This window comes from Actinacidiphila glaucinigra, from assembly GCF_900188405.1.
GTDB lineage: Bacteria > Actinomycetota > Actinomycetes > Streptomycetales > Streptomycetaceae > Actinacidiphila > Actinacidiphila glaucinigra.
The window spans coordinates 49,282-60,969 of the sequence record NZ_FZOF01000038.1 but is presented as its reverse complement, the minus strand read 5'-3'; the positions used below and the strand labels follow the sequence as shown (position 1 = coordinate 60,969).

The 11,688-nt window shown below is 70.2% G+C and carries 11 protein-coding genes; 2 read left to right on the top strand and 9 right to left on the bottom strand.

Features of this window, described 5'->3' with window-relative positions; all coding sequences use genetic code 11:
- From CHF15_RS45545 to thyX, 4 genes are all read right to left on the bottom strand, one after another.
- Positions 1-182, bottom strand: a 182-nt coding sequence (locus CHF15_RS45545) for a hypothetical protein (RefSeq protein ID WP_220093393.1), incomplete at its 3' end; no start/stop codon positions are given.
- A gap of 388 nt (positions 183-570) precedes the next feature.
- Positions 571-2,256 (bottom strand): ribonuclease J, encoded by a 1,686-nt coding sequence (locus tag CHF15_RS40055; protein WP_089228867.1) that lies wholly within the window; start codon positions 2,254-2,256, stop codon positions 571-573.
- Positions 2,257-2,379: 123 nt separating this feature from the next.
- Entirely contained in the window at positions 2,380-3,279 is a 900-nt protein-coding gene (dapA, locus tag CHF15_RS40050; RefSeq protein WP_089228866.1) for a 4-hydroxy-tetrahydrodipicolinate synthase, read from the bottom strand.
- A 168-nt stretch (positions 3,280-3,447) separates the two neighbouring features.
- A complete protein-coding gene (gene thyX / locus CHF15_RS40045) occupies positions 3,448-4,185 on the bottom strand; it encodes an FAD-dependent thymidylate synthase (RefSeq protein WP_089228865.1) in 738 nt (245 codons plus the stop codon).
- Between the two features lie 167 nt (positions 4,186-4,352).
- Here thyX and CHF15_RS40040 point away from each other — a divergent pair, with 167 nt between their 5' ends.
- Both CHF15_RS40040 and argB read left to right on the top strand, forming a co-directional pair.
- Complete coding sequence (locus tag CHF15_RS40040) at positions 4,353-4,901, top strand: hypothetical protein (protein WP_089228864.1); 549 nt, start codon at positions 4,353-4,355, stop codon at positions 4,899-4,901.
- Positions 4,902-5,175: 274 nt separating this feature from the next.
- Positions 5,176-6,060 (top strand): acetylglutamate kinase, encoded by an 885-nt coding sequence (gene argB / locus CHF15_RS40035; RefSeq protein WP_179280192.1) that lies wholly within the window; start codon positions 5,176-5,178, stop codon positions 6,058-6,060.
- Positions 6,061-6,078: 18 nt separating this feature from the next.
- On the opposite strand, the gene CHF15_RS40030 is transcribed toward argB, so the two are convergent.
- From CHF15_RS40030 to rpsO, 5 genes are all read right to left on the bottom strand, one after another.
- Entirely contained in the window at positions 6,079-6,531 is a 453-nt protein-coding gene (locus CHF15_RS40030) for a tetratricopeptide repeat protein (protein ID WP_089228863.1), read from the bottom strand.
- A 40-nt stretch (positions 6,532-6,571) separates the two neighbouring features.
- On the bottom strand, positions 6,572-7,324 hold the full coding sequence (dapB, locus tag CHF15_RS40025) for a 4-hydroxy-tetrahydrodipicolinate reductase (RefSeq protein WP_089228862.1): 753 nt from the start codon (positions 7,322-7,324) through the stop codon (positions 6,572-6,574).
- 51 nt (positions 7,325-7,375) lie between these two features.
- Entirely contained in the window at positions 7,376-8,752 is a 1,377-nt protein-coding gene (locus CHF15_RS40020; protein ID WP_089228861.1) for a M16 family metallopeptidase, read from the bottom strand.
- Positions 8,749-10,974 (bottom strand): polyribonucleotide nucleotidyltransferase, encoded by a 2,226-nt coding sequence (locus CHF15_RS40015; RefSeq protein ID WP_089228860.1) that lies wholly within the window; start codon positions 10,972-10,974, stop codon positions 8,749-8,751. The genes CHF15_RS40020 and CHF15_RS40015 overlap by 4 nt, the downstream gene beginning before the upstream one ends.
- Positions 10,975-11,265: 291 nt before the next feature.
- Positions 11,266-11,553 carry a 30S ribosomal protein S15 gene (rpsO, locus tag CHF15_RS40010; protein WP_018562610.1) on the bottom strand — a complete coding sequence of 96 codons (288 nt, stop codon included), beginning with the start codon at positions 11,551-11,553 and terminating at the stop codon, positions 11,266-11,268.
- Positions 11,554-11,688 lie beyond the last annotated feature (135 nt).

Here is an 11,688-nt window from a genome sequence, read left to right as displayed (position 1 = left end):
CGCCGCCAGCGTTCGTCCTGAGCCAGGATCAAACTCTCCGTGAATGTCTTCACGAGAGCGGCACCATCGGGAGGAATAATCCCGACGTGCCCAGCGTCCTCGCTGTGTATTTCTTCAAAGGAACCTCGACCATCCGAACGGATGGACGGGGTATCAACATATCTGGCGTTGACTTTTGGCACGCTGTTGAGTTCTCAAGGAACGGAAGCTTCCTTTGAGACCGTTTCACCGGCCCCTCCGGGCTTTCCCTTCGTTGTCTCCAGCTTAGCAGATCCGATTTCCTTCTCTGCCACCCTCTGGAGGGGGTTTGTCTTCCGGCTTTCACCTTTCGACGTTCCCGACTTTATCAGACTCTTTCGGGCCCGATTCCCGCCGGTGGGAATTTCCTGCTTTTGCGTTTCTGCCTTTCGGCTTTCGCGCTCCCCGACTTTAGCAGATGCTTACCGTCGGATTTACCCGACCGCTGCGAGGGCGCACGTTTCCGTGGCGTTCTCGTCGCGGGGGTTGTGCCAACGTACTGGAGCGGAGCACCCCGATGCAAATCGAGGGTGCCCCGCTCCTGGTGGTGCGTCAGACCTCCACGACCACGGGGAGGATCATCGGGCGCCGGCGGTAGTTGTCGGAGACCCACTTGCCGATCGCGCGGCGGATGAGCTGCTGCAACTGCCGGACCTCGGCGACGCCGTCGGAGGCGGCGCGGGCGAGGGACTCCTCGATCTTGGGGAGGACCTCGTTGAACGCCTCGTCGTCGATGCCGGAGCCGCGGGCCTGGATGAACGGGCCGCCCACGACCTTGCCGGTGGTGCTGTCGACGACGATGAACACCGAGACGATGCCCTCCTCGCCGAGGATGCGGCGGTCCTTGAGGGAGGACTCGGTGACGTCGCCGACGGAGAGGCCGTCGACGTACACATAGCCCGCCTGCACCTTGCCGGTGACCTTGGCGACGCCGTCGACGAGGTCGACGACCAGGCCGTCCTCGGCGAGGACGCAGCGTTCCTTCGGGATGCCGGTGGCCCGGCCGAGTTCGGCGTTGGCGCGCAGGTGGCGCCATTCACCGTGGACCGGCATGAGGTTGCGGGGCTTGCAGATGTTGTAGAAGTACAGCAGCTCGCCGGCGGAGGCGTGGCCGGAGACGTGCACCTTGGCGTTGCCCTTGTGCACGACGTTGGCACCCCAGCGGGTGAGGCCGTTGATCACCCGGTAGACCGCGTTCTCGTTGCCCGGGATGAGCGACGAGGCGAGGACGACGGTGTCGCCCTCGACGATGCGGATCTGGTGGTCACGGTTGGCCATCCGGGACAGCGCCGCCATGGGTTCGCCCTGGGAGCCGGTGCACACCAGGACGATCTTCTCGTCGGGGAGGTCGTCGAGCGTCTTGACGTCCACGATGAGGCCCGGTGGGACCCGCAGGTAGCCCAGGTCACGGGCGATGCCCATGTTGCGGACCATGGAGCGGCCGATGAAGGCGACCTTGCGGCCGCGCTCGTGGGCGGCGTCCAGGACCTGCTGGATGCGGTGCACGTGGCTGGCGAAGCTGGCCACGATGATCCGCTTCTCGGCCTTGGCGAAGACCTGGCGCAGCACCGGCGAGATGTCCCGCTCGTGCGGGATGAAGCCGGGGACCTCCGCGTTGGTGGAGTCCGAGAGCAGCAGGTCGATGCCCTCCTCCGACAGCCGCGCGAAGGCGTGCAGGTCGGTGAGCCGGCCGTCGAGCGGCAGCTGGTCCATCTTGAAGTCGCCGGTGTGCACGACCATGCCGGCCGGGGTGCGGATGGCGACCGCGAGGGCGTCGGGAATGGAGTGGTTGACCGCGATGAACTCGCAGTCGAAGGGCCCGATGCGCTCGCGCTGCCCCTCGGCGACCTCGAGCGTGTAGGGGCGGATGCGGTGCTCGGCGAGCTTGGCCTCGATGAGGGCGAGGGTCAGCTTCGAGCCGATCAGCGGGATGTCGTCCTTCTCCCGCAGGAGGAAGGGGACGGCGCCGATGTGGTCCTCGTGGCCGTGCGTGAGGACGATGCCGACAACGTCGTCCAGACGGTCGCGGATCGAGGTGAAGTCCGGGAGGATCAGGTCGACTCCGGGCTGCTCCTCCTCCGGGAAGAGCACCCCGCAGTCGACGATCAGCAGTCGGCCTCCGTACTCGAAGACCGTCATGTTGCGGCCGATCTCTCCGAGACCGCCTAGCGGGGTGATGCGCAGACCGCCTTCGGGCAGCGCGGGGGGTGGGCCGAGCTCAGGGTGCGGATGGCTCAAAGTCTCTCCTCACCACGCACGCCACAGGCCCCGGGCAGAAGCCCGGGGACACCGTGCGCGCGTGACAGCGTGCGTTCTTTTTCGTTGTCCTCATGGAGCGATATTCAGTTCTTAAGTCTTTGGTTACAGCTGTACCCCGCCGGCGGCGAGATCCTGCTTCAGCTGTGCCGTCGCCGCCTCGTCGAGCTCCACGAGCGGGAGCCGGAGCGGGCCGGCGGGCAGCCCCTGCAGGGCCAGGGCGGCCTTGGTGGTGATGACGCCCTGGGTGCGGAAGACGCCGGTGAAGACCGGGAGCAGTTTCTGGTGGATCTCGGTCGCCTTGTGGGTGTCTCCCGAGAGATACGCCTCGAGGAGGGCCCGCAGTTCAGGGCTGACCAGATGTCCCACGACGGAGACGAAGCCGGCGGCGCCGACGGAGAGCAGCGGCAGGTTGAGCATGTCGTCGCCGGAGTACCAGGCGAGGCCGCTGCGGCTCATGGCCCAGCTCGCGGCGCCGAGGTCGCCCTTGGCGTCCTTGTTGGCGACGATGCGGGGGTGCTCGGCGAGCCGGACGAGGGTCTCGGTCTCGATCGGGACGCCGCTGCGGCCGGGGATGTCGTAGAGCATCACCGGCAGGCCGGTGGCGTCCGCGACGGCGGTGAAGTGCCGGTACAGGCCCTCCTGAGGGGGCTTGTTGTAGTACGGCGTGACCGCGAGCAGGCCGTGGGCGCCGGCGTGCTCCGCCTGGCGGGCCAGCTCGACGGTGTGGTGGGTGTCGTTGGTGCCGACGCCCGCGACGACGAACGCGCGGTCGCCGACCGCCTCCAGTACGGCCCGGACGAGCTGCTCTTTCTCCACGTCGCTGGTGGTCGGCGACTCACCGGTGGTGCCGTTGACGACCAGGCCGTCGTTGCCTGCCTCGACGAGGTGGGTGGCGAGGCGCTGCGCGCCGTCGAGGTCGAGGGCGCCGTCCGCGGTGAACGGCGTGACCATTGCGGTCAGGACCCGCCCGAAGGGGGTCTGCGGGGTGGAGGTCGGAGCCATGAGTCCAACGCTACTCGGTGCCGGTGCCGGGATACCCCCTCGGGACCTGCGATGAGGACTCCGGCGCTGCCTGCTCGGGGGTTCAAGCAGCACCGGAATCCGTTTCTGAAGACTAGACGAATTGCACGAAACCCGGCAATCGGAAGATTCCGGATGAGTGGTGACCTGCTACGGAGCGATCCGGCCGTTGCCGTTGAAGGCGGCGTGGGTGAGCGGCATGAGCTTCGCCCATTCGGCTTCCATCCGCTCCCCGACCATCTCGATCTCCCGCTGCGGGAAGGACGGCACCTTGGCGAGTTCGTGCTGGGTGCGCAGGCCGAGGAAGTGCATCAGCGAGCGCGCGTTGCAGGTGGCGTACATCGACGAGAACAGGCCGACGGGCAGCGTGGCCCGGGCGACCTCACGGGCGACGCCGGCCGCCAGCATCTTCTGGTACGCGTCGTAGGACTGCCGGTAGGAGGCTTCCATGGCGTCCACGACGGACTGGTGCTGCTCCGGGGACCCGTGCACGAACTCGTACTTCCCGGGGCGGCCCTGCTGCACCAGCTTGCGCTCGGTGGACGGCACGTAGAAGACCGGCTCCAGCTCGCGGTACCTGCCGGACTCCTCGTTGTAGGACCATCCGACGCGGTGGCGCATGAACTCGCGGAAGACGAAGATCGGGGCGCTGACGAAGAAGGTCATCGAATTGTGCTCGAAGGGGCTGCCGTGGCGGTCCCGCATGAGGAAGTTGATCAGGCCCTTGGAGCGCTCCGGGTCCTTGGTCAGCTCCGCCAGCGACTGCTCGCCGGCCGTGGAGACCCGGGCGGCCCAGAGCACGTCGGAATCGGCGGCGCTGTGCTTGATGAGCTCGACGGTCACGTCGTCGCGGAACTGCACGGAATCGTCGGCGGAGGTGTCGGTCACCGGGCGTCCTTCCTCACGGAGCTTGGGGCGGCGCCCAGCCTATTCGCCCGCTCTGACATCGCCCGACACCCGTCGACACCGCCCCCACTCCCCGCAAAGCGGAGCAAGGCAGACGACCGGCGGACCACTGCTGGCCGGTCCCGGCGGGGCCCGCTAGCCTCACCGATGTGTCTCTGCCCTTCCTCGCCGCCGACAGCGGCCACGACGAGTACGCCGCGGACGCCGCCCTTCCGCACCGGGTCCAGGACGGGTGGGTCCGTCCCTACCGCCCCGGGCCCTGGCGGGTCGCCGCGGCGGCGATGCTGCTCATGCTCGCCTCGTACCTGCTCTTCGCAGCGGTGATCATGGGACTTTCGGGCAACGGGCCCGGCGTGGTCACGACGATCGGCGCCGCGGTGCTGGCGATCGGCTTCGCGCTGCGTCTGCTGCGCGTGGGCTTCTGGGTGAGCACGCGCGGCCTGCGGCAGGTGGGGTTCCTGTACACCACGACGCTGCCCTGGGACCGGGTCGGATCCGTCCGTACGGCCCAGCAGCCGGTGAAGTGGCTGGGGCTGCCCCGGACCGTGCAGGGCCAGGCGCTGGTCGTCACGCGGTCGAACGGCCAGCTGCTGCGGCCGCTGCTCACCGACCACAACGCGGACTTCCTGGGCCGTACGGAGGCCTTCGACCAGGCTGCGGACGCCATAGAGGGCTGGGCCGCCGAGCTGGGCCGGTAGGGCCCACCAGGGCCGCTCCGGGCCCTCAGGGCGCCTGCGGGGCCCGGCGCACGCGGCGACGCCGGACCGGGCTTCAGGCCGGCGGAGCCGGCGTCCTCGCCCCGTCACGGCCGCCCGATCGCGGGCCGGTCCGCTTCGAGGCGTTCGAGGCAATCGAGGCATACGTGGCGCCGCGCCGCAGGAGCCCCGCGGGCGACAGACGGGCGTCATCGGGCGTTTGCCTGCGGCTGTTAGCGTCCGGCCGACTTGGCCCGTCGAGGACCTGGAGCGACAGTTGTTCGCACCGCCCCACCCGAGCACGCTCCTCAGCCGCCCCGGGCCGCTGCCCGCGCTGGAACCGCTGCGGGGCCGCACCGTCGTCGTGAAGTTCGGCGGGCACGCCATGACCGACGGGACGCTGCTGCGCTCCTTCGCCGAGGACGTCGTGCGGCTGCGGCAGACCGGAGTGCGGGCCGTGGTGGTGCACGGGGGCGGTCCGCAGATCAGCGCGCAGCTCGACCGGCTGGGCGTGCCGGCACAGTTCCTGGGCGGTCAGCGCGTCACCACGCCGGAGACGCTGGACGTGGTGCGGATGGTGCTCGCCGGCAAGGTGCAGCGGGAGCTGGTGCGGTTGCTCAACGAGCACGGCCCGTACGCCGTCGGGCTCACCGGCGAGGACGCGCACACCCTCACCGCGGTGCGCCGGTACGCCGAGGTCGGCGGGGAACTGATGGACATCGGCCTGGTCGGGGACGTCACGGAGGTCAACACCGCGGCCCTGGACGTGCTGCTGGACCACGGTCACGTCCCCGTGGTCTCGCCGCTCGGCCGCGGCACGGACGGCGAGGTCTACAACGTCAACGCGGACGCGGCCGCCGGCGCGCTGGCCGCCGCGCTGCGCGCGGAGGTCCTGGTGGTGCTGACCGACGTGCCCGGGGTGTACGCGGACTGGCCGCGCCGGGAGCGGGTGCTGGACCGGCTCACCGCAAGCGAGCTGGAACTGGTGCTGCCGTCCCTCGGGGGCGGCATGGTGCCGAAGATGGAGAGCTGCCTGCGTGCGGTCCGCGCCGGGGTCCGCACCGCTCGGGTACTGGACGGCCGCGCCCCGCACGCCCTGCTGCGCGCGCTGACCGGCGCCCCCGGCGAGGCCGGCGCCGGGACGGCCGTCCTGCCGGGCTGACGCCGCACCGGACCCCGCTCAGGGGGTCAGCGGCGCCTTCCCGCGCAGGGCGATGGCCCGCTGCATGGCCTTGCGCGCCCGCGGGGTGTCACGGGCGTCGTGGTAGGCGACCGCGAGCCGGAACCAGGTCCGCCAGTCCTCCGGCGCGGCCTCCGTCTCGGCCTTGCGCCGGGCGAAGACCGCGTCGGCGGAGTCCCGGTCGACGCGCCCGCTCGGGGTGCGCACCAGCTCGTCCTCCGGGAGGCCGCCCTCGGCCTCCAGTTCCCGGGCGAGGCGGTCCGCGTTGCGCGCGAACTGCGTCGTACGGACCAGGAACCAGACGCCGACCAGGGGCAGCACGAGCACGGCCACGCCGAACACCACGGTGACCGGGCGGCCGTCCTGGATCAGCCAGACGCCGCGGGCGCCGGCCAGCACGAAGTAGACGGCCAGGACGGCCGCGAGGACGAAGTAGGTGATCTTTGCGCGCATGATGGGCGGACCCGGCTCTCAGTTTCTGTCTCTGGGTCGGTCAGTCGAGGTCCATGAAGTGCTCCAGGCCGAAGGTGAGCCCCGGCGTGGAGACGACCCTGCGCACGCCGAGCAGCACGCCCGGCATGAAAGAGGCGCGGTTCATGGAGTCGTGACGGATGGTGAGGACCTCGCCGACGTCGCCGAAGAGCACCTCCTGGTGGGCGACGAGACCGCGCAGCCGCACCGCGTGCACGGGCACGCCCTCGACGTCGGCGCCACGCGCCCCGTCCAGGGCGGTCGCCGTGGCGTCCGGCTGCTCGCCGAGGCCGGCCTCGCGGCGGGCGTCGGCGATGAGCTGCGCGGTGCGGACTGCGGTGCCGCTGGGCGCGTCGACCTTGTCCGGGTGGTGGAGTTCGACGATCTCCGCGGACTCGAAGAAGCGGGCCGCCTGGCGGGCGAAGCGCATGGCCAGGACCGCCCCGATGCCGAAGTTCGGCGCGATGAGCACACCGGTGCCCGGGGCCTGGCCGAGCCAGCCGCGCAGGGTGTCCAGGCGTTCGTCGGTCCAGCCGGTGGTGCCGACGACGGCGTGGATGCCGTGCCGCAGGCAGAAGTCGAGGTTGCCCATCACCGAGCCCGGGGTGGTCAGTTCGACGGCGACCTGGGCCCCGTTCTCGGCGAGGGACTCCAGCTTGTCCTCGCGGCCGATCGCCGCCACCAGCTCCAGGCCGTCCGCGGCCTCGACGGCCTTGACCGCCTCGGCGCCCATGCGGCCACGGGCCCCGATCACACCCACGCGGATCTTGCTCATCGTTCCAGTCCTCCGGTCCAGACGTTCGAGACGGTCGGTACGGCTCAGGGCTCAGGCGACGGACTCGTGCAGCCGGGCGGCCTGCCGGTCCTTGAGCGGGCCTATGACGGCCAGCGAGGGACGCTGTCCCAGGACGTCGCGGGCGACCGCGCGCACCTCGTCGGGCGTGACCGCCGCGATCCTCTCCAGTGTGGCGTCCACCGACATCTGCTCGCCCCAGCAGAGCTCGCTCTTGCCGATCCGGTTCATCAGCGCGCCGGTGTCCTCCAGGCTGAGCACGGTCGAGCCGGAGAACTGGCCGATGGCGCGGTGCAGTTCCTCGTCGCTCAGCCCGTGCTCGGCGACCTGGTCCAGTTCCTCGCGGCAGATCTTGAGGACCTCGTGGACGCGGCGCGGCTGGCAGCCGGCGTACACGCCGAACAGGCCGGAGTCCGCGAAGGACGAGGTGTACGAGTAGACGCTGTAGGCGAGTCCGCGCTTCTCGCGGACCTCCTGGAACAGCCGGGAGCTCATCCCGCCGCCGAGGGCGGTGTTGAGCACGCCCAGTGCCCAGCGCCGGTCGTCGTGCCGGGACAGCCCCGGCATGCCGAGCACGACGTGGGCCTGCTCGGTGCGGCGCTCCAGGAGCTCCACCCGGCCCTGGCCGCGTATCGTGCGGGCGCCGGCGCGCGGCGGGCGGGGCACGGCGTCCGCGTCGCGGAGGGCGCCCGCGTCCTCGAAGGCCTTGCGGACCTGGCGGACGACGGTGGCGTGGTCGATGTTGCCCGCGGCCGCGACGACCAGCCGCGTCGGGTCGTAGTGCTTCCGGTAGAAGCGGGCGACCTGGTCGCGGGTGAGGGCGTTGATGGTGTCGACGGTGCCGAGGACGGGGCGGCCGAGCGGGGAGTCGCCCAGCATGGCGGTGGCGAACAGGTCGTGGACCTGGTCACCGGGGTCGTCCTCGGTCATCGCGATCTCCTCCAGGACGACACCGCGTTCGGCGTCGATGTCCTCCTGGCGGATCAGGGAGCCGGTCAGCATGTCGCTGACCACGTCGATGGCGAGCGGCAGGTCGTTGTCGAGGACACGCGCGTAGTAGCACGTGTACTCCTTGGCCGTGAAGGCGTTCATCTCGCCGCCGACGGCGTCGATGGCCGAGGAGATCTCCAGCGCGCTGCGCCGCGCGGTGCCCTTGAAGAGCAGGTGCTCCAGGTAGTGCGTGGCGCCGTTGAGCGCCGGGGTCTCGTCGCGTGAGCCGACGCCGACCCAGATGCCGAAGGTCGCGGAACGCACCGTCGGCAGGGTCTCGGTGACCACGCGCAGGCCGCCGGGGAGCACGCTGCGCCGCACCGTGCCGATGCCGTCGGTGCCGGGAAGCAGGGTCTGCGTGCGGACGGCCCGCCCCTTGGTGGTGGGGCGGGCCGTCACACGAGTGGAGCGGGTGGTCACTTCTCGGACGCGTCCTCGGCCTTGTCGTCGGCCGCGGCGTCTTCGCCCTCGATGACCGGGATCAGCGAGAGCTTGCCGCGCTGGTCGATCTCGGCGATCTCGACCTGGACCTTGGAGCCCACGGCGAGGACGTCCTCGACGTTCTCGACGCGCTTGCCGCCGGCCAGCTTGCGGATCTGCGAGATGTGCAGCAGGCCGTCCTTGCCCGGGAGCAGGGAGACGAAGGCACCGAAGGTGGTGGTCTTCACGACCGTGCCCAGGTAGCGCTCGCCGACCTCGGGCATCGTCGGGTTGGCGATGCCGTTGATGGTGGCGCGGGCCGCCTCGGCGGACGGGCCGTCGGCGGCACCGATGTAGATGGTGCCGTCGTCCTCGATGGTGATCTCGGCGCCGGTGTCCTCCTGGATCTGGTTGATCATCTTGCCCTTGGGGCCGATGACCTCACCGATCTTGTCCACCGGGATCTTGACGGTGATGATGCGCGGGGCGTTCGGCGACATCTCGTCCGGAGTGTCGATCGCCTCCATCATCACGTCGAGGATGTGCAGACGGGCGTCGCGGGCCTGCTTGAGGGCCGCGGCCAGGACCGACGCCGGGATGCCGTCGAGCTTGGTGTCCAGCTGCAGCGCGGTGACGAACTGCTTGGTGCCGGCGACCTTGAAGTCCATGTCGCCGAAGGCGTCCTCCGCACCGAGGATGTCGGTGAGGGTGACGTAGTGCGTCTCGCCGTCGATCTCCTGGGAGATCAGGCCCATGGCGATGCCGGCGACGGGGGCCTTCAGCGGCACACCGGCGTTCAGCAGCGACATGGTGGAGGCGCAGACCGAGCCCATGGAGGTGGAGCCGTTGGAGCCCAGCGCCTCGGAGACCTGGCGGATGGCGTACGGGAAGTCCTCGCGGGCCGGCAGGACCGGGAGGATCGCCCGCTCGGCCAGCGCGCCGTGGCCGATCTCACGGCGCTTGGGCGAGCCCACGCGGCCGGTCTCGCCGACGGAGTACGGCGGGAAGTTGTAGTTGTGCATGTACCGCTTGCGCGTCTCGGGCGCCAGCGTGTCCAGCTGCTGCTCCATGCGCAGCATGTTCAGCGTGGTGACACCCAGGATCTGGGTCTCGCCGCGCTCGAACAGCGCCGAGCCGTGCACCCGCGGGATCGCCTCGACCTCGGCGGCCAGGGTGCGGATGTCGGTGACGCCGCGGCCGTCGATGCGGACCTTGTCCTTGATGACGCGCTCACGGACCAGCTTCTTGGTCAGCGAGCGGTAGGCGGCGGAGATCTCCTTCTCGCGGCCCTCGAACTGCGGCAGCAGCTTCTCGGCGGCGAGCGCCTTCACCCGGTCCAGCTCGGCCTCGCGGGCCTGCTTGCCGGCGATGGTCAGCGCCTGCTTCAGCTCGTCGGCGACCGAGGACTCCAGCGCCTCGAACACGTCGTCCTGGTAGTCCAGGAAGATCGGGAACTCGGCGGTCTCCTTGGCGGCCTTCGCGGCGAGGTCGGCCTGCGCCTTGCACAGCACCTTGATGAAGGGCTTGGAGGCCTCCAGGCCCGCCGCGACGATCTCCTCGGTCGGCGCCTCGGCGCCGCCCTCGACGAGCTTGATCGTCTTGTCGGTGGCCTCGGCCTCGACCATCATGATCGCGACGTCGCCGTCCTCGAGGGTGCGGCCGGCCACGACCATGTCGAAGACGGCCTCCTCCAGCTCGCTGTGGGTCGGGAAGGCGACCCACTGGCCGCGGATCAGCGCGACGCGCACGCCGCCGACCGGGCCGGAGAAGGGCAGGCCGGCGAGCTGCGTGGAGCAGGAGGCGGCGTTGATGGCGACCACGTCGTAGAGGTGGTCGGGGTTGAGCGCCATGACCGTCGCCACGACCTGGATCTCGTTGCGCAGGCCCTTCTTGAAGGACGGGCGCAGCGGGCGGTCGATCAGGCGGCAGGTGAGGATCGCGTCCTCGGAGGGGCGGCCCTCGCGGCGGAAGAAGGAGCCGGGGATCCGCCCGGCCGCGTACATGCGCTCCTCGACGTCCACCGTCAGCGGGAAGAAGTCGAGCTGGTCCTTCGGGTGCTTCGAGGCGGTGGTGGCCGACAGCACCATGGTGTCGTCGTCCAGGTAGGCCACGGCCGAGCCGGCGGCCTGACGGGCCAGGCGGCCCGTCTCGAAGCGGATCGTGCGGGTGCCGAAGCTGCCGTTGTCGATCACGGCCTCGGCGTAGTGGGTCTCGTTCTCCACTATGGGAATTCTCCTCTTTCGTGCCCCCGGGCGTCTTCCCGGGGACCGTCGGTGGAGGGGCGTCCCGCCGGGCCGGTCTTCGATCGAAGCCACCGGGACGTACGTGCTGCCCGGGGGCCACTACCGAGGACCGGCTCTGGTGGCGCTAGGAGGACGCTCCCTCCGCATGCTCTATGGCGTTGTGTATGGGACCAGACTACAAAGTCTCGGCCCCGGTCTCGCGCCCAGCGCGGCCCCGTACGTACGCAAAGGGAGCGGCCCCCGGCTGGGAACCGCTCCCTCTACGGTGTCTCAGCGGGCGCCGGCCGCACCGCGGCGGATGCCGAGGCGGTCGACCAGCGCACGGAAGCGCTGGATGTCCTTCTTGGCCAGGTACTGCAGCAGGCGGCGGCGCTGGCCGACCAGGATCAGCAGACCACGACGGGAGTGGTGGTCGTGCTTGTGGGTCTTGAGGTGCTCGGTCAGGTCCGAGATGCGGCGCGAGAGCAGCGCGACCTGGACCTCGGGGGAGCCGGTGTCGCCCTCCTTGGTGCCGAACTCGGCGATGATCTGCTTCTTCGTCGCGACGTCGAGCGACATACGGTCTCCTTGTGGTGTCGGTGCCTCCGAGCGCCCCTGGTCTGCGTCACAGGAGAAGCTTCGTTGACCCGGAAGGCATGACGCGCCGCGCATGGGCGGACGCATCGGTTACACAGAGTACCACCCCGGGCCCGG

Coding starts and splice junctions, on each gene's coding strand:
- dapA (WP_089228866.1), bottom strand. CDS start 3,279: ATGGCTCCGACCTCCACCCCGCAGACCCCCTTCGGGCGGGTCCTGACC.
- CHF15_RS40030 (WP_089228863.1), bottom strand. CDS start 6,531: ATGCGCGCAAAGATCACCTACTTCGTCCTCGCGGCCGTCCTGGCCGTC.
- dapB (WP_089228862.1), bottom strand. CDS start 7,324: ATGAGCAAGATCCGCGTGGGTGTGATCGGGGCCCGTGGCCGCATGGGC.
- rpsO (WP_018562610.1), bottom strand. CDS start 11,553: ATGTCGCTCGACGTCGCGACGAAGAAGCAGATCATCGCCGAGTTCGGC.